12 protein-coding genes are annotated in these 18,698 nt (G+C 38.3%); 11 read left to right on the forward strand and 1 reads right to left on the reverse strand.

Annotation, left to right across the window (positions count from 1 at the left end):
- Nucleotides 1–169 precede the first annotated feature (169 nt).
- The 8 genes from RWP19_RS01690 (at nucleotide 170) to RWP19_RS01725 (ending at nucleotide 12,295) form a co-directional block, all read left to right on the forward strand.
- Nucleotides 170–1,252 (forward strand): efflux RND transporter periplasmic adaptor subunit, encoded by a 1,083-nt coding sequence (locus RWP19_RS01690; RefSeq protein ID WP_295207957.1) that lies wholly within the window; start codon nucleotides 170–172, stop codon nucleotides 1,250–1,252.
- Nucleotides 1,253–1,264: 12 nt separating this feature from the next.
- On the forward strand, nucleotides 1,265–1,987 hold the full coding sequence (locus tag RWP19_RS01695; protein WP_314356226.1) for an ABC transporter ATP-binding protein: 723 nt from the start codon (nucleotides 1,265–1,267) through the stop codon (nucleotides 1,985–1,987).
- On the forward strand, nucleotides 1,980–3,191 hold the full coding sequence (locus RWP19_RS01700; protein ID WP_314356227.1) for an ABC transporter permease: 1,212 nt from the start codon (nucleotides 1,980–1,982) through the stop codon (nucleotides 3,189–3,191). Before RWP19_RS01695 ends, RWP19_RS01700 begins: the two co-directional genes overlap by 8 nt.
- Nucleotides 3,192–3,413: 222 nt before the next feature.
- Nucleotides 3,414–3,878: a PaaI family thioesterase gene (locus RWP19_RS01705; protein ID WP_024061874.1), complete on the forward strand. Its 465-nt coding sequence runs from the start codon at nucleotides 3,414–3,416 to the stop codon at nucleotides 3,876–3,878.
- Between the two features lie 36 nt (nucleotides 3,879–3,914).
- Nucleotides 3,915–4,937 carry a phenylalanine--tRNA ligase subunit alpha gene (pheS, locus tag RWP19_RS01710; RefSeq protein ID WP_178884801.1) on the forward strand — a complete coding sequence of 341 codons (1,023 nt, stop codon included), beginning with the start codon at nucleotides 3,915–3,917 and terminating at the stop codon, nucleotides 4,935–4,937.
- A gap of 9 nt (nucleotides 4,938–4,946) precedes the next feature.
- Nucleotides 4,947–7,391, forward strand: coding sequence for a phenylalanine--tRNA ligase subunit beta (gene pheT, locus RWP19_RS01715; protein WP_295207948.1), 2,445 nt, complete (start codon nucleotides 4,947–4,949; stop codon nucleotides 7,389–7,391).
- 88 nt (nucleotides 7,392–7,479) lie between these two features.
- Nucleotides 7,480–9,903 carry a DUF3656 domain-containing protein gene (locus RWP19_RS01720; protein WP_295207944.1) on the forward strand — a complete coding sequence of 808 codons (2,424 nt, stop codon included), beginning with the start codon at nucleotides 7,480–7,482 and terminating at the stop codon, nucleotides 9,901–9,903.
- Nucleotides 9,904–9,916: 13 nt separating this feature from the next.
- Nucleotides 9,917–12,295 (forward strand): endonuclease MutS2, encoded by a 2,379-nt coding sequence (locus tag RWP19_RS01725; RefSeq protein WP_257846450.1) that lies wholly within the window; start codon nucleotides 9,917–9,919, stop codon nucleotides 12,293–12,295.
- A 185-nt stretch (nucleotides 12,296–12,480) separates the two neighbouring features.
- On the opposite strand, the gene RWP19_RS01730 is transcribed toward RWP19_RS01725, so the two are convergent.
- Nucleotides 12,481–14,568 (reverse strand): penicillin-binding protein 1A, encoded by a 2,088-nt coding sequence (locus RWP19_RS01730; protein WP_314356228.1) that lies wholly within the window; start codon nucleotides 14,566–14,568, stop codon nucleotides 12,481–12,483.
- Between the two features lie 162 nt (nucleotides 14,569–14,730).
- Between RWP19_RS01730 and tyrS the strand changes: the two genes are divergently transcribed.
- From tyrS to RWP19_RS01745, 3 genes are all read left to right on the forward strand, one after another.
- Entirely contained in the window at nucleotides 14,731–15,939 is a 1,209-nt protein-coding gene (gene tyrS, locus RWP19_RS01735; protein WP_314109888.1) for a tyrosine--tRNA ligase, read from the forward strand.
- Between the two features lie 215 nt (nucleotides 15,940–16,154).
- Entirely contained in the window at nucleotides 16,155–16,772 is a 618-nt protein-coding gene (locus RWP19_RS01740; RefSeq protein ID WP_314356229.1) for a CoA pyrophosphatase, read from the forward strand.
- Nucleotides 16,773–16,964: 192 nt separating this feature from the next.
- A complete protein-coding gene (locus tag RWP19_RS01745; RefSeq protein WP_314356230.1) occupies nucleotides 16,965–18,656 on the forward strand; it encodes a ShlB/FhaC/HecB family hemolysin secretion/activation protein in 1,692 nt (563 codons plus the stop codon).
- Nucleotides 18,657–18,698 lie beyond the last annotated feature (42 nt).

Genomic DNA, 18,698 nt, shown 5'->3' on the forward strand with positions numbered 1-18,698 from the left:
TTTAGTAATGACCCGAAAGGGTCATTTTCTATTTTTATCATCATTTATTCATTAATGAAATTATATTGCGTAAAAGTAATTGGTGCTGTATAATTTAAAAATACTAAAAGTATCATTATAAATAGATACTTTATTGGCAATATCTTCATCTTTTTACAAGGAGCTTATAATGAAAGAATTTTTACAAAAGCATCGTAAACGCATTATTGCAGGTGCTGTTGTTCTTTGTGTTCTTGGTGGTGGTACATACTACTACATACATAGTGAAGGTTCTAAGCAAACACAAAAATTATATACTACTGGCAAGGTAGAAAAGGGTGATGTAAAAACAAGTATTAGTGCTACTGGTACTATTAATCCTGTCAATTATGTAGACGTGTCTACGAATGTGGCTGGCAAGCTTGAAAAAGTTTTAGTTAAAGAAAATGATCAAGTTACAGCTGGTCAAGTGATTGCCTATATTGATACACGTCAATTACAAGCGTCTGCAGATGATGCTCGTGCTGCATTAGCTAAGGCAGAACTTGATATGAATCGCTATAAAGCCTTAGCAGATCAACATGCTATTGCTCAGCAAACCTATGATGATTCTGTAACATCTTATGAACGTGCAAAATCTACGTATGACCGTGCAGCAGCAGATTTAAATGATGCTACAATTACAGCACCAATGTCTGGTACTGTTATAGGCACACCATTGAAAGCTGGTCAAACTATCAGTACCGGTATTTCTACACAAATGATTATCGCTACTATTGCAGATTTAAGTGATTTAGAAATTTACTTAACTGTAGATGAAACAGATATTGGTAGTATTAAACAAGGGGCTAAAGTAGAATTTACTGTAGACTCTAAGCCTGGTGAAACTTTCACAGGATACGTATCTGAAATTGCAAAAGGTACAAAAGGTAACATGGGTGCTACAAGTAATAGCGTTGTGTACTATACCGTAAAAGTTCAAATTCCTGAAAATATTTCTAATAATTTCTTACCTTCTATGACAGCTCGCGCAACTATCTTTGGTGAAGATATTAAAAATACATTGGTAGTACCTCTTACTGCAGTTCGTACAGATAAGCAAGGGGAATATGTATATGTTATTAAAGATGGTCAACCAGTACGTACAGCTGTTTCTACAGGTGTAACTGGTGATACTAATGTACAAATTCTAAAAGGTTTATCTGAAGGTGATGAAATCATCGTAAGTGGTGATGTAACAGCACCTAAGAATAATAGCCGTGGACCGTTCTAATAGTAGGTGAATATGAATCAAGCAGTAATCGATATACAAGGGATTACGAAGACCTATGTAAATGGTAAATTATCGGTGCCTGTTTTACATGGTATCGATTTACAGGTCAACAAAGGCGAATTTGTATCTATTATGGGTCCATCTGGTTCTGGTAAATCTACCTTTATGAACATACTTGGTTGTTTAGATAGACCAACAACAGGTTCGTATCGTCTAAATGGCGATGAGGTTGCTACCTTATCTGACGATGAATTGGCCTTTGTACGAAACAAACAAATAGGCTTTGTATTCCAAAGTTTTAACTTATTAACAAAATTGACAGCTCTAGAGAATGTGGCGCTCCCTATGATTTATGCAGGGATGGATAAAAAGTCACGTAATGAACGTGCTGCTGCATTGTTATCCTCTGTTGGCCTTGGGGATCGTATGGATCACTTGCCATCTGAGTTATCTGGTGGTCAGCGTCAACGTGTAGCCATAGCTCGCGCGTTAGCGAATAATCCGGCTATCATCATGGCCGATGAACCGACAGGTAATCTTGACTCCAAGTCGACTATTGATGTTATGAATATCTTTAGAGGTCTCTATGATGAAGGGCGTACAATTATCCTCGTTACTCATGAACCTGAAATTGCAACTTATGCAAGTCGTAATGTAGTATTGCGTGATGGTTTGATTGTAGAGGATTCTCAAAATCTCAATATGACGCCTGTACAGGAGGTGCTACATGTATAAAGAGAGTTTCTTAATGGCATGGGCATCCCTCATTGCTAATAAAATGCGTTCCATTTTAACCATGTTAGGCATCATCATCGGTGTAGCTGCCGTAATTGCCTTAGTATCTATTGGTAATGGTGTAAAGCAAGATATTCAAAACTCCATCTCTAGCTTAGGATCTAATCTATTAATGGTTATGCCTGGGGCACCACGCACACCAGGGGTTCGACCTTCTGCAGGCTCTATAAAGTCCTTAAAGGTTTCTGATTACGAAGCGATTTCAAAATTGGATGGTGTAAAAGCTGCCAGTCCGATGACAAATGGTTCGTATGTAGTAATTTATCAAAATAAGAATTGGACCACTTCTGTATCTGGTGTTAGTTATAACTATTTAGATGTAAACAATTGGTCTATGAAATCTGGTCGCTTCTTATCTGAAAAGAATGTACAGAATCGTGAACGCGTCGCAGTAGTAGGTAAAACAGTTGTTAAGAACCTATTTGGTGATGAAGACCCTGTAGGTGCTGAAATCCGGGTAAAAAACATTCCATTCCGTATCATTGGTGTCCTTAATAGTAAGGGCAGTGGTGCTATGGGTAATGACCAAGATGATATGGTTATTATCCCGTATACTACAGCCATGGAACGGGTAGAAGGTGTTGATTATCTTCGAATGATCTACGTAGTAGGTAAGGATGAAAACGGTATCGATAGATTACAATCCGATATTGAAAACCTATTGCGTGTACGTCATGGTATTAAAGATACAAACCTCGATGATTTCAACATTCAAAACATGAACTCCATCATGGAAACTATGGAGGAAACTACAGGAACATTAACATTATTCCTTGGCGCTGTAGCTGCTATTTCTCTCGTTGTTGGTGGTATTGGCATTATGAATATTATGCTCGTATCAGTAACAGAACGGACAAGAGAAATTGGGGTGCGTAAGGCTTTAGGTGCAACTTATAGTGTTATCGTTACACAGTTCCTTATAGAGGCTGTTGTTATCAGTTTGATGGGTGGCATAATAGGAATTGCACTTGGTATAGGTGCGTCCAAGCTGATTGGTCTGGCTTCGGGTATGAGTACAGTTATATCTATACCAACAATTGTAATGTCATTTGCTTTCTCAATGGCAATTGGTTTGATTTTTGGTATTTACCCTGCTCGTAAAGCTGCTAAACTTAACCCAATTGATGCATTACATTATGAATAATATAAATCGTAAATGTGTTTTATAGAACACGCTATATAATTAGATAGAATTATTCGCATATGGTGCGTTGCATGATACAATATGTATGATGTAACGCACTATTTTTATATATTTGTATTGAATTTAGGATATAAAACTATAGAGATTTTAATACAAATAATGAAATAGAATTAGTATTTAGATTAGTTAATCTATAGATGTGTAAATAGAATGGAGACCCTTATGGCTACAACATTGTTAGAATATTTCAACGAATTACGAAATCAGAATCCATTTTCTTGGGTAAAAGATTCTGAAATTACAGCAGTTGAACCAGGTCATGCAGAAATGACCTTACAAACAAATGATACAGAGTATTGTAATTTCCGAGGGGATTTACATGGTGCCGTTTGTATTGGTTTAGCAGATAGTGTAATGGGAACCGCTTGTTTCACATTGGGCAAATCTGTTAGCACTATTGATCTTAATGGTAACTATGTGAAAGCTGTTAAGGGTGGTACTGTATTGCGTGGTGTAGCCAATGTAGAGCATAATGGCAAAACGACTATGGTTGCTACAGCACGTATCTATAATGAGTTAGGTGAACTTGTTCACTTGGCACGCGGTACATTTTTTGTACTAGAAGAGAAGTCATTACCTGAATTACCATGGCGTTTTATTGAAGAAGACAACCCTGATTTGGTATAATATAGTTTAGACTTTTAAATATAGGAGGATGCTTTAATGGAACAAGAATTACAACGTCTTAAGGCAGAAGCCCTTGAGGCTATCAAAGGCGCTGCTGATCAACAAGCGTTGCAAGATATACGTGTAAAATATCTAGGTAAAAAAGGTGAGGTAACAGCATTACTAAAAGGTCTTGGTAAATTATCTCCTGAAGAACGCCCTAAGGCTGGTGCCCTTGTTAATGCGGTTCGTGAAGCATTAGAGGCTGAAATTGATGCTGTTAAAACTCGTATGGAAACAGAAGAGTTAAATGCTCGCTTAGAACAAGAGCGCATCGATATTACATTGCCAGGTCGTGCACAAAAAGCTGGTCATATCCATCCATTAACAAAGGTTAATGAAATGATTGAGGACTTCTTCATGAAAATGGGGTATACCGTCGAAGAGGGTCCAGAAATTGAACAGGATTACTTTAACTTCGAATGCTTAAACTTGCCTAAAGACCATCCTGCACGTGATATGCAAGATTCCTTCTATATTACAGAAAACTTCTTATTGCGTACGCATACATCTCCAGTACAAGCTCGTACAATGCAACGTCATGAGCCTAACAGCCCAATCCGTATGATTGCGCCTGGTAAGGTTTATCGTTGGGATTATGATGCAACACATTCCCCAGTATTCCATCAAGTAGAAGGTCTCATCATCGATGAGCATATTACATTTGCTGATTTGAAAGGCACATTAGAGTCCTTCTTACGTCATATGTATGGGGATGAAACAAAAGTACGTTTCCGTACAAGCTTCTTCCCATTCACAGAACCATCTGCAGAAGTAGATATTTCCTGTGTAATGTGTGGTGGTGAAGGTTGCCGTGTATGTTCTCATACAGGTTGGCTTGAAATCTTAGGATGTGGTATGGTTCATCCAGATGTATTGCGTATTAATGGGTACGATCCTGAAAAGGTTAAAGGCTTTGCCTTTGGTATGGGCGTAGAACGTATTGCTATGCTTTTATATGGCATTAATGATTTACGTCTATTCTTTGAAGATGATGTACGATTCTTGGAACAATTTTAGGAGGAACTCATGAAAGCAAGTTTACAGTGGATGAACGAATACGTGCCTGTGGATATGAATCGTCCTGCTCAAGAATTGGCCGATGAATTAACACAAGCAGGGATTCCTGTAGAAGATGTCAGTGCTATGGATAATGGCATTAAGAAAATTTATACTGGTAAAATCGTAGAAATCACAAAACATCCAGATGCAGATAAATTACAAGTATGTCAAGTTGAATGCCTTACTGAAGAAGGTGAGCCTGTTACAAAACAAATCGTAACAGCAGCAACAAATGTAGCGGTAGGTCAAATCGTACCTGTAGCATACCATAAATCTCGCTTAGCTGATGGAACAGAGATTAAAAAAGGTAAATTGCGCGGAGTAGTTTCTGAAGGTATGTTCTGCTCAGTAGCAGAATTTGGCATTTCTAGTGATTTAGTATTGCCAGAAGAAGCACAAGGTATTTATATCTTTCCTGAAGGCACACCAATCGGCCTTGATGTAAAAGATGTATTAGGCTTAAACGACATAGTATATGAATTTGAATTGACTGCAAACCGTGCGGACTGTTTCTCCATGGTTGGTTTATCCCGTGAATTCGGCATGATGACAAATCAAAAAGCGTTATTCCCTGTTATCATGGTTAACGAAAATGGTGAGTCCATTGAAGGCAAAGCATCTGTATCTATCGAAGCTGATGATCTTTGCACGCGATTCATGTCTCGTATCGTTACAGATGTAAAGGTTGAACCATCCCCATTGTGGATGCAAAATCGTTTGCGTAACAGCGGCATTCGTCCTATTAATAATGTAGTAGACGTAACAAACTATGTTATGTTAGAACTTGGTCAACCTATGCATGCCTATGACTATGACCATGTAAAAGGTCATCAACTAGTGGCAAGACGTGCTAAAAATGGTGAAGTTCTTGTTACACTTGATGGTTCTGAACGTGAATTGAATGACTCTATGCTTATTATTGCCGATGCAGAACGCCCAGTAGGTGTAGCTGGTATCATGGGTGGCTTTGATAGCGAAGTAACAAATGAAACGACTACTGTTATGCTTGAAGCTGCTGTGTTTAATGGACCATCCATTCGCCGCACTGCAAAAGCGCTTGGTATGCGTTCTGAAGCATCTGGACGTTTTGAACGTGGCGTAAACCATAAATACACTGCCTATGCTATCGACCGAGCAGCACAGTTGTTGCAACAAATTTGCCCATCCTGTAAAGTTGACGTAGGCATTATCGATGTGTACAAGAACCCTGTAGAGCAACATACAGTTACTTTCACAGCAAAACAAATCAACGATTACTTGGGTACAAACATTGAAAAAGACGAAATGGTTCGCATTTTGACTGCTCTTGAATTCGTTGTAACTGAAGAAGGGGACCAATTATCTGCCCTCGTTCCAACATGGCGCGGTGACGTAACAGTAATGCCTGATATCGCTGAAGAGGTAGCTCGTATTTATAACTATGATAATATCGCTCCTACAATTCCTGTAGCCGTATTGTCCTCTGGTGGTATGACGCCTAAGAAAGCTCTTACGAAAGAGGTAACACATACGTTAGCTAAATTGGGTATGACTCAAATCATTACATTTAGCTTTATGCATAAAGATGGCCTTTCCAATATGATGCTTCCTGAAGGGGATAGCCGTTATACAGCCATTCCAATTTTGAATCCTATTTCCGAAGAATTTCCTTATATGCGTACTACATTGGTGCCAGCTGTTATCGAAGCTGCGAAACGCAATATTGCGCAACAAAATAAGGATCTTTGGTTGTTTGAAACAGCGAATGTATATGAACCAAAAGCATTGCCTTTGACAGAGGTACCTCATGAACGCCCTATGGCTTGTGGTATCTTGATGGGCAAAGCAAACCAAGCTGGCTGGAATCAAGCAGAACGCACTACAGATTTCTATGATGTAAAAGGCATTGTAGATGCGTTGTTGGCTGAACTAGGTGTTAAAGGCTATGAAATTAATCGTGGCACTGAACCTTACTTCCACCCTGGTGTAAGTGCTCAATACGTAGTTGATGGTAAAATGATTGCTCAATATGGTGAATTACATCCACAAGTGAGCAAAAACTTTGATTTACCAGGAAAAGTATACATGTTTGAAATCGATTTGGAAGCAGTATTATCCTTAACGATTCCAGCATTCCGCTATACATCTTTCAGTAAATTCCCAGGTACTAGCCGTGACCTTGCTATTGTAGCACCTGTGTCCGTATCTAGTGGTGAAATTTTATCTATCATTAAAGAGCATGGTGGCGAATATTTAGAAAGTGCATCTATCTTCGACGTTTACGAAGGTGAACATATCGAAGCTGGTTACCGCAGTCTTGCATACAACTTGCAATTCCGCTCTATGGAAGGCACGTTGAATGATGAAGATATTGATGGTAACATTCAAGCTATTATCGATGCATTAGCAGAAATTAACTGCAGATTACGTTAATCTCAAGCAGTATATTGAAAGGGTTTACCATATGGTAAACCCTTTTAGTACTATAGTTATACCTTTAGTTAGGTAGAAAGGATTATCCATGGAATTATTGGCTCCTGCCGGTACGATGGAAAACTTTATAGCCGCTTTAGAATCTGGAGCTGATGCTATTTATCTTGGCGGTAAAGGCTTTAATGCCCGTGCTCATGCAGCAAACTTTGGCATTGAAGAACTGGCTGAGGCTATTCGTTTGGCTCATATTTTAGATGTGTCCGTATATGTAACCGTAAATATCCTCATAGGTGATTCCGAATTAAAGGATCTCGAGGCGTATTTAAAGGACTTAGAGCGCATCGGTGTGGATGCTATTATCGTTCAAGATTTAGCAGTTGCTAAATTGGCACAACGAGTGGCTCCTAAACTTCACTTGCATGGTAGTACGCAGATGACGGCTGCTACATTAGATGCTGTTCGTTTTTATGAAAGCCTCGGTTTTACCCGTGTTGTATTGGCTCGTGAATTGAGTCTCTTTGAAATTGAACATATTTGTAAAAACTGTACAGCTGAAATCGAAGTCTTTGTACATGGTGCCTTATGTGTGTGCTATTCTGGTCAATGCTTGATGAGTTCCTTTATCGGTGGTCGTAGTGGTAACCGTGGTGCTTGCGCACAACCTTGTCGTTTGCCTTATGAACTATTGGATTCTTCTGGTACTAGTTTGCTACCTAAACACGAAGCCTATTTACTAAGTCCAAAGGATCTTAACTATAGTGAGCATATGAATGAGCTCGTAGCTGCTGGTGTTACGTCCTTTAAGGTAGAAGGGCGTATGAAAAAGGTTTCCTATGTGCGCCAAGTCATTGGGACCTATCGTCATATTTTAGATACGGCTCATATGGATGCTGCTGATGCCGATGCATTGGCGTCTGGGTTTAATCGTGGCTTCTCTACAGATTACTTAACAGACCATGTAGGGAAATCTATGATGACTGTTGTAGCTCCAAATAATCAAGGCAAATTAATTGGTAAAGCAGAGGTCAAAAAGGGACAAGTTCATTTATTCCTAACAGAACCGATTGAAAAAGGATCACTTTTAAAGGTAATGCAAGATTCTGGTAGTATTACGTATTATCAAATCGATCAGAACTGGTCTCTAGTGGATGAAAAGCATTTTGTAGGCAAACCTGATGAAGGGTTTGCAGCGGGGCAAGTATTTTTAGCATCTACGCCAAAATCTCAAAAGCAACGAGGCTTACAAGATTTCACTGCTAAATTAGAGGTACATGGTTATCTATCTATTAATACAGACCGAGAACAACCGTGCACAGACCTTACCTTTGTATTAAATGATGGTCGTACTGTGACTGTATCTAATGAGTTTGAACCTGTTTATGCTAATAATAAACCGACTACATTAGAGAAGGTTACAGACCAAGTAGGTAGATTAGGCAATACATTGTTTACGCTTGGCTCTATGTCTATTCCTGACGGGCCTTATATGTGGCCAGCTAGTGTGTTAAATGCATTGCGCCGAGATGCTGTAGAAGCACTAGAAAACTTATTGATTACAGACCATGAAACGGCTTGGGCTGAGCTGGCTGTAGAGCCTCAAGATATGTCATCTATGGTTGCTAAGGGTAAGGTTCAATATTCTGAGCCTATGGTGAGTGCTCGCGTTGATGAGCTAGAGGCTGTAAAAGCAGCTATTGAAGGGGGCGCTAAGAAGATTATCTTCGGTGGTGACCGTTTACAACGTAAGCCTTATGAACTTAGCATCTACGAACAGGTAGCTAAGCTTTGCAAAGACCATAATGTACTTTGTGTATTTGCTACCCCTCGGGTTGTGAAAGATGATGAAGTAAAGGCGTATATGAATACCCTTAAGGCCATAGTTGAGGGGAAACCAGATAGCATTTCTATTCACGTCCCTCAAGCCTTATTGTGGCTTCGTGACTTAGGGTATACAGGTGCTATTGAAGCTGATACAGGTCTTAACATATTTAACGGCTCTGCACTACAAGTATGGCAAGACTTTAATATGAGTAGTATAGCACCATCATTAGAGTTAACCTTGGCACAACTTGTTAACTTGCAAAAATCTACTAATTTGCCATTAGAAATAATGGTACATGGTTACACGGAAATGATGATTTCTGAATACTGTGCCATCGCTAGCTTTGTAGGGACTGGTAAAAAAGAAAATTGCCCTATGCCGTGTGTAAAGGAAGATTACGCATTAAAGGACCGTAAAGGGGAAGTGTTCCCACTTCGTACGGATCCGTATTGCCGTATGCACATCATGAACAGTCATGAAATGGATATGCGCGCGTATGTGCCAGAGTTACATCGAAAAGGGCTACATATTTTGCGCATCGATGGACGTCATATGAATCCAAAGAGATTGCGTACTATCGTAGCAGATTATGTATCCATTCAAAATGGAACAAAAGAGGCTCCTCCTAAAAGTGTAGGCAAGGATGATACACCTATTACAAGGGGCCACTATTTTAGAGGTATTTTATAAAAGAGGTAGTACATTGTTTAACGAAGATGTATTAGACTTTCACCATATAAAAGAACAATTACAACAACATTGTAGTTCTACCATTGCTAAAGAATTAGCCATGCACATCGAACCTATGACAGATGCTAAAGCCATTCAAGAGAACCTTGATGAAACGGCAGAAGCCATGCGTTCTTTGCAAACTGAGGTAGAACAACCGTTAGGCGGTACGCGAGATATTCGTGAGTCCTGTAAGAAGAGTCGTAAAGACTTTGTCCTTACTCGTGAAGCATTGTGGGATATTTATTTAACCATTGGTGCTTATAAGCGAATGACAAAGTTCTTTAGAACGAAATATATGGAATATCCTTTGCTATCCTTATGGGTACAGGATATGCCAAATACAGATCGCATTGAAAATCGATTTAAACGCGTCTTTGATGAAAAAGGGGAATTACTTGATACAGCATCTCCTAAGTTGGCGAGCCTAAGAAATACGATTATTAAAACTCGTGAAAAGATTAAAAATGATATTCAAGCTATCTTACACGATAAGGATAATCAGAAGTATTTCCAAGAAACAATCATTACGCAGCGTAATAATCGCTATGTAATCCCTGTAAAACAGGAATATCGCCAATATTTTGATGGTCTTATTCACGACCGTTCTGCAACGGGTCAAACCTTATATATTGAACCGATGCGCTTGGTGAATCTAAATAATGAATTACAAGAGGCATTGATTGGTGAAGAGCAAGAGATATTGCGCATTTACCGTGAATTATCAGCTCTTGTAAAACAACATAGTAATGATTTGATGGATGCTTGTGAAAAGGTATCCCATATCGAATTTGTATATGGTAAGGCGAGCCTTGCTATTTCTTATAAGGGTGTACCGGCCATCTTGAGTACTGATAGAACTGTCAATCTCATGAGAGCTCGGCACCCATTAATCCCACCGAATGTGGTAGTGCCTACAAATATTCAATTAGGTACATCGTACCGTATTTTATTGATTACTGGTTCTAATACAGGCGGTAAAACAGTCTCCCTTAAAACATTAGGGTTATTGAGTTTAATGAACCAATGTGGTCTATTTATCCCTGCAGACCACGGCTCAATGTTGCCTATATTCCAAAATATCTTTGCCGATATTGGGGATGAACAAAGTATTGAGGCTAGCCTTAGTACGTTCTCTGCTCATATGACACAAGTTATTTCCATTATTAAACATTGTGGCCCAAATGACTTGGTATTGCTGGATGAGCTTGGATCCGGTACAGATCCAGAGGAAGGTAGTGCACTTGCTGTATCTATCCTCGAGTTCTTCCGTAAAAAAGGTGCCCTTATGATGGTAAGTACCCATTATAATGAGCTTAAAAACTATGCATACCATACAGAAGGAATCGAAAACGGCCATGTAGAATTTGATGAGCGCACCTTAAAACCAACATATCGACTTCATATCGGTGTAGCTGGTAGTAGCCATGCGTTGAGTATTGCGGCCCGTTTAGGTTTGCCAAAAGATATCGTAACGCGCGCTGCAGAGTATAAATCTCAATTTGGTAGCCATGAAATGGAAGAAGTCCTTTCAGATTTGAATGAGCAACTTCGTAAGGCATCTGAACGGGAAAGAGCCTTAAAGAAAGAGCTGGACGAAACACGTCGCATGCGTGGTCAATTAGAGAAGGAAAAGAAACAGTTTAACGAAAAGCGTAAACAAATCTTAACCAAAGCACAAGCTGATGCAGAATCTATGAAACGTAGCTTACGCGTCGAAGGGGAAGCGATTATCAAGCAATTGAAATCACAATTCTCTGAAACAAATAAGGATAAGCGTCAATCTGCTATTAATGCTGCACGTAAGGGTATCTCTAATGTACATATACCAGAATCTCCAGTAGATGATGATCGTAAATCTTTGACTGCAGATACTATTAAGGTAGGCCAAGCAGTATATGTTACATCTTTACGCTCATTAGGTACCGTATTAGCTATCAATGGCAATCGTGTGAATGTAGATATTAATGGACTAACAGCTACTGTAAAGGTTAGCGAATTACAATCTACTACACGTGAAGAAGGAAATAAGCTTGAACGGGAACAAAAAGCAGCTATGCCTAAGACTAGAAAGCGTATGGGGGGCTCTGCCGTACAACGCCAAAAAGAGGTTCGTACTGAAATCAATATTCTTGGACAAACGGTAGATGAAGCGACAGTTTCTGTTGGTAGATTTATTGACCAAGCTTTACTTGGTGGTGTTAATCAAGTGCGCATTATTCACGGTAAGGGGACTGGCGCATTACGAGAAGGTGTACATCAATATCTGCGTACCTTACCGCATGTAGCTCATTTTGAAACGGCTGGCTATGACGAAGGTGGTGCAGGGGCTACCAATGTAGTTCTGAAATAAAGCTACTCAATAGTGATATAGTTATAGATAATACAGTAAATTATTATCGTCTATCAAATTGATTATGGGGTATAGCTATATACATATATAGAAATAGAAAAGGTAGTAAGTTCTTTGAACTTACTATCTTTTTTTACGTAAAAGAAAGGAGCGGAACACATGTTCCGCTCCTTTAGCGTATGAGATTAACGATCTTTTTTACTAGACTTTTTACTTTTGGATGAATTAGATTTCTGTTCAGTTGCATCATCTTTTGAGCCACTGTCATCTTTTACAGCTTCATCTTTCGATTTGTCTTTATCGTCTTTTTTGTCTGCTTTTTCGTCCTTAGCAGCTTCTTTTTTAGGCTGTGCTTTTACAGGATTATAATAACCTTCAGAAACAGCTGATTGAGCGCTAGCAGGAACGGAGAAGTCAGATGCAGGGGTGTTGGCAAGTGCATTAGCCATGAATTGACCCCACATAACAGCTGGTGTATCAGCACCAGTAATACCTAATGTTTCAGATCCGTAGTCATCACCAATCCAAACAGCAGCAACTAAATCAGGCGTATATCCAACGAACCAAGCATCTTTTTCATCATCTGTTGTACCTGTTTTACCAGCTGCAGGTCTACCGATAGCAGCATTGCCACCAGTACCACCAGTGATAACAGACTCTAACATATCTGTGATGATAGCAGCATCTTTTTCTTCAACGACGCGTTTTTCTTGGATGGAATTTTCTTCCACCACTTGTCCGTTGCGATCCACGATTTTTATGATTGCTGTAGGTTGAACCTTGACGCCACCATTAGCCAGTACGCCATAGGCTTCTGCCATTTCTAATGGTGAAACACCATGAGTTAAACCACCAAGTGCTGTTGATAAGTTGTTATCTTCATCAGTTAAGGTAGTAATACCCATCTTCTTAGCTAAGTCGATAATCTTAGACATACCTACTTCATCAGCAATTTTTACAGCTGGTACGTTACGAGAATGTTGTAATGCATAGCGGTATGTAATATTACCCTCAAAGTTTCGTTCATAGTTTTGAGGACGCCATCCATTAAAATCAACAGGGCTATCATCAACAATGGACCCTGGAGTTTTACCAGATTGAATAGCAGCTAAGTAAACGAATGGTTTCATAGCAGAGCCTGTTTGACGTTCCGCTTGTGATGCACGGTTAAAGGCATCATCTCCACGACCACCGACCATGGCAACGATATAACCATTATGTGGATTCATTGCTACGATAGCACCTTGTGGTTGGTGTAGACCATTTTGGTCAGTATACATAGTTGGTAGATTTTGCATTGCTGCAACAGCAGCATTTTGCGCATCCATATCGAGAGTGGTATAAATTTTTAAACCATCTTTATAGATTGCATCGTCGCCATATTTTTCGGAGACTTGTGCAATAACATAGTTAATGAAGTAAGACGCATTAGATTTTTCATGCGTTTGTTCTTGTTTTGCCACTAAGCCTAAATCTGCTTGACGTGCTTCATCAGCTTGCTCTTGTGTAATGTAACCGTATTTAACCATTTGGCCTAATACAACAGCTTGACGTTTTTTACTAGCTTCCAAATCATTGAATGGAGAGTAGTAGTTAGGACTTTGTGGTAAGCCTGCAATGAGTGCTGCTTGAGCTAGCGTTAATTGGCTAGCATCCTTACCAAAGTATACATGAGCTGCAGATTGCACACCGTATGCACCTTGGCCAAAGTAAATTTGGTTCATGTACATTTCAAGGATTTCATCCTTAGTGTAATGTTGTTCAATTTTAAGTGCTAGCAATGCTTCAGAAATTTTACGTTTAAATGTTCTGTCTTGAGATAAGAATGCATTACGCGCTAACTGTTGAGTGATTGTAGAACCACCTTCAGATACGCCACTATGAACAATGTTAACCCATACAGCACGCAAGATACCAACAGGGTCGATACCATGATGGGAATAGAAGCGAGAGTCCTCAGTAGCAACAAAGGCATTTTGTAAATCCTTTGGTACATCTTTTAAAGGTACTGGTAATCTGTTCTCTGTGGAATGAACCGTTGTGATGAGATTACCATGGACATCGTAAATTTGAGACGATACAGAAGGACGTACATTGGATACATCTGGTAGGTTAGACAGTGTAGCACTGATGAAACCACAGCCACCTCCGGCTACGATGAGTATAAGGAGAAGGGCACAAATCCAAAATAGACGCTTCGGACTTGTTTTCTTCGGTGTAGAGCCGCTACTATTAGAACGGCGGCTGCTTCTCGCATTTGAGTTATTACTCATAGAGTCACCTCTTTTTTCTTTTGTTAGTAAATATAACGTAAATTCTATTACGCAGTTATACATATTATATCATAAAAGGGTTAAAACCAATACTATATATATAATTGTGAAAGTTTTTAGATAATGGTATACTAAAACAATAGTATTTCGAGGAGGATTATCATGGTTAGTGCTCAAGAACAAGTGCGCCAAATTAAACACGGCGTAGCAGATTTAATTAATGAACAAGATCTTGTAAAGAAAATAGAAAAATCTATTAAGGAAAATAAACCTTTAGTTGTAAAATTAGGTTTGGACCCAACAGCGCCAGATATTCATTTAGGCCATACAGTACCACTTCGTAAACTACGTTTGTTCCAAGAATTTGGTCATCAAGTAGTGATCGTTATCGGCGGTTTCACTGCTCGTATTGGTGATCCTACTGGTAAAAGTGTAACTCGTCCACCACTTACAAAAGAAGAAGTATTGAAAAATGCTGAAACCTATAAAACACAAATCTTCAAAGTGTTAGATCCTGAAAAAACTATCGTCCGCGACAATAGTGAATGGCTAGAATCTATGAATTTTGCTGATGTTCTACGTTTGGCAAGTTCTTACACTGTAGCACGTATGATGGAACGTGATGATTTCAATAAACGATTCAAAGAAGGCCGAGCTATCGGTGTTCATGAATTTATGTATCCATTGATGCAAGGTCATGATTCCGTTGCTTTACATGCTGATGTTGAATTTGGTGGTACAGACCAAACTTTCAACTTGTTAATGGGTCGTCATTTACAAGAATTAGAAGGTCAAGAACCACAAGTTGTTATCACAATGCCATTGCTTGAAGGCCTTGATGGTGTTCAAAAAATGAGTAAATCTTTAGGTAACTACATCGGTATCGATGAAGAACCTAAAGAAATGTACGGTAAAGCAATGTCCATTCCAGACGAATTGATGATGCGTTACTTCATGCTCGTTACAGACATGCCAATCGAAGAGCAAGAGGACATGGAAAAACGTCTTGAAAGTGGTGAATTACATCCACGTGATGCAAAAATGCAATTGGCTCGCACCATCGTTCGCTTGTACCATGGTGAAGAAGCTGCTCTCGAAGCAGAAGAAGAATTCAAACGCGTATTCCAACAACGCGCGTTGCCTACAGATATTCCTGAGTATGCTATGGATGCGCCAACAGAACCAATCTTTGTGCCACAATTCTGTACAGATGCTGGTTTGACTGCCTCTAATGGTGAAGCACGTCGCTCCATTAAAGCCGGTGCTTTCAAAGTAAATGGTGAAAAATATACAGAAGAAAACCTTACCCTTGAAGATGGCATGATTGTTCAAGTTGGTAAACGTAAATTCGTAAAAATTAAATTTAACTAATATAAAACTGTGATGGGGTAGAAACCTCATCACAGTTTTTTTGTCCATTTTGTTTATAAGAGTTTTCTCTATTGTATCTATTAATAGGAACTCCAAAATTTAGGTACAAGTTAATGTATAATGAATATAAAAGATGAATATAAAATACTAATTTGATACATAAAAGATTTATATGGATGTTGTATAAATTTTACTATAAAGTAAGAGGACCATATATGGACAAGAAACTATCTAATTTCCTAGAAAAACGAGAATATACTGTTCTTACCGACATTGATGTTATAACTGCTGCCGTAGCAGTACCATTATTAGAAATCGATGGGGAAGATCATATAGTCTTTACTGTGCGCAGTAATAAGCTACGCCGTCAGCCTGGTGAAATTAGCTTTCCTGGTGGACATTGTGAGCCTAATGATAAAAGTGGTGCCCATGCTGCCATGCGTGAATGCTCTGAAGAACTAGGTATAGATTTAGACAAAATAGAATTACTTGGTAATTTAGATTGTCTCGTATCTGCGATAGGTGTCAAATTATATGCTGTAGCCGTACGCCTACAAATAAGTGATTTAAAACCAAATCCTGATGAAGTAGGAGAGGTATTCACCGTTCCATTACAATATCTATTAGAGATGAAGCCAACTGTAGGTCATCTAGATATAGCTACAAGACCATTGAAAGATTTTCCATTCCATCTATTAGAAGTCTACAATATCGATTGGAAAATTAGACAAAACTACTCAGTCTATTTCTATCCCTATGAACAATACACCATATGGGGTCTAACGGGTCGAGTGCTGAAAAACTTTTTAGATATATATAGGAAAATTAGATAATTAATAAATTGAAAGCGAAAGAACAATATATCAGTTCTTTCGCTTTTAATATTATCTTCAAAAATATCATTAAAACACCTAATATAATTGGAATTTAAAGTTTAAAGAATTCGTGAAATTATTAAATATTTATTTACAAAATATGTTTTTTTTGATTTATAATTTCTCTGTATATTTGAAAGGAGAGGGATTATGAAGCAAGTGTACCAGATTTTAGCTAGTACTTTAATTATTAGCTCTTTAAGTAGTTCTATTTATGCTACTAATATTTCGTCCCCATATGAACAACAGGAAGCGGCTCGAGCCGATGCTTTATTGCGTCAACGCGCAGAAGCACCAATGGCTGGAGCCGTTTTGTCGCGTCAAAAATCTGAATATGATAAATTAAATGGTTCGAAAGTAACAATTTTACCTACAGAAGGCATATCGTTTCAAATTGATAAGATTGTTGTTAATTCAGCAGAACCAAGATTTAAGAAGTATAAAAATAGGTTATCTACATATGAACACCAAAAAGTAGGAAAAGAAGGTCTTTCTTTTTTACAAAGGCATTTACAAGAGCAGTTATTATCTGATGGATATATAACGAGTCAAGTTATTATACCTAACCAAGAATTGCAGTCTGGTACATTAATTTTTGAAATTATACCAGGCTATGTTGAGGATATAGTATTAACTAATTCAAAAGCAAGATCCAATTGGAGAAGCGCATTTCCAATTCGTCCTGGCAATATTCTTCGTAGGCAGGCTTTAGAACAGGGAATCGATCAAATTCGTAGTGTACCTGGTCAGGATATTAAGATGGACATTGAACCAGGAAATAAACCTTTACATTCTATTGTTAAATTAACAGTTAAGCAAAAAGGTTTTGTACATGGTTCGTTAATGTTAGATAACTCAGGGTACAAATCAACTGGAAAATATCAAGGTACAACCTACTTATCTTTTAGTCAACTTATAGGATTGAATGATACCTTAACAACTAGCTTTACAAAAAACTTAGATAATAATAATGGACAAGATTCTAAACAATATGCGTTTAGTTATACTATTCCAAATGGCAATCAAACATATCGATTATCAACGTATAAATATAAATACGAACAATTAGTTTTTATGCCAAATGCCTTTACATCATCTGGTGTAACAAAAGGAACGGAACTATCGGTGGAGCATTTATTAAATCGAACCAGTCGAAGTAAAACATCTGCGGTAGCTAAATTTGCTCATAAATCTCGTCATAGTTATTTAGAGGATGTAGAAATTGGTATTCAAGAGCAACATACGTCATCTGTAGAATTAGGACTATCTCACCGTCAATATAGTGGAAATACTGTATCAGATATTTACTTGTTTTATAGACAAGGGATAAAGGGCCTAGGGGCTAATGTACAAAACTGGGAAGGTGTAGCTAGTAATCCAACAACTCTTTATAAAATGGCCGGTATTGAAGGGCAAATACAAAGCAGAATTAATATAGGTCATAAGCAAGGTTTGTATACTATGCGATTCAGAAGTCAGTTTACAGATAAACGTTTATTTGGAACGGATCAATTTAGTATTGGTGGCAGATATTCTGTTCGTGGCTTTAGTGGAGAAGAGACATTACGTGGGGATTCAGGATATTATATACAAAATGAATGGTCATTACCATTTAAAAATGAGAGTATAGTACCATATATTGGCATAGATGTTGGTCATGTATGGGGACCATCTACAGAAACTCAAATCGGTAATACCTTAATAGGTGGTGTATTGGGTTTACGTGGTAATATCAAGAATACATTTAATTATGATATTTCATTAGGAACACCGTTAAAAAAACCAGCAGGTTTCACAACCGATACACGTGTTTTGGCGTTTAGAGTAGGGTATCAGTTTTAGGAATTTCTATTAAGTAAATAAGAGTGAATTAAAGCCATAAAT

It is taken from the genome of uncultured Veillonella sp. (genome assembly GCF_963522475.1).
Taxonomy (GTDB): Bacteria; Bacillota; Negativicutes; order Veillonellales; family Veillonellaceae; genus Veillonella.

What these genes read in the sequence shown, in the direction of transcription:
- RWP19_RS01690 (WP_295207957.1), top strand. Translation starts at nt 170, where the DNA reads ATGAAAGAATTTTTACAAAAGCATCGTAAACGCATTATTGCAGGTGCT.
- RWP19_RS01695 (WP_314356226.1), top strand. Translation starts at nt 1,265, where the DNA reads ATGAATCAAGCAGTAATCGATATACAAGGGATTACGAAGACCTATGTA.
- RWP19_RS01700 (WP_314356227.1), top strand. Translation starts at nt 1,980, where the DNA reads ATGTATAAAGAGAGTTTCTTAATGGCATGGGCATCCCTCATTGCTAAT.
- RWP19_RS01705 (WP_024061874.1), top strand. Translation starts at nt 3,414, where the DNA reads ATGGCTACAACATTGTTAGAATATTTCAACGAATTACGAAATCAGAAT.
- pheS (WP_178884801.1), top strand. Translation starts at nt 3,915, where the DNA reads ATGGAACAAGAATTACAACGTCTTAAGGCAGAAGCCCTTGAGGCTATC.
- pheT (WP_295207948.1), top strand. Translation starts at nt 4,947, where the DNA reads ATGAAAGCAAGTTTACAGTGGATGAACGAATACGTGCCTGTGGATATG.
- RWP19_RS01720 (WP_295207944.1), top strand. Translation starts at nt 7,480, where the DNA reads ATGGAATTATTGGCTCCTGCCGGTACGATGGAAAACTTTATAGCCGCT.
- RWP19_RS01730 (WP_314356228.1), bottom strand. Translation starts at nt 14,568, where the DNA reads ATGAGTAATAACTCAAATGCGAGAAGCAGCCGCCGTTCTAATAGTAGC.
- tyrS (WP_314109888.1), top strand. Translation starts at nt 14,731, where the DNA reads ATGGTTAGTGCTCAAGAACAAGTGCGCCAAATTAAACACGGCGTAGCA.
- RWP19_RS01740 (WP_314356229.1), top strand. Translation starts at nt 16,155, where the DNA reads ATGGACAAGAAACTATCTAATTTCCTAGAAAAACGAGAATATACTGTT.
- RWP19_RS01745 (WP_314356230.1), top strand. Translation starts at nt 16,965, where the DNA reads ATGAAGCAAGTGTACCAGATTTTAGCTAGTACTTTAATTATTAGCTCT.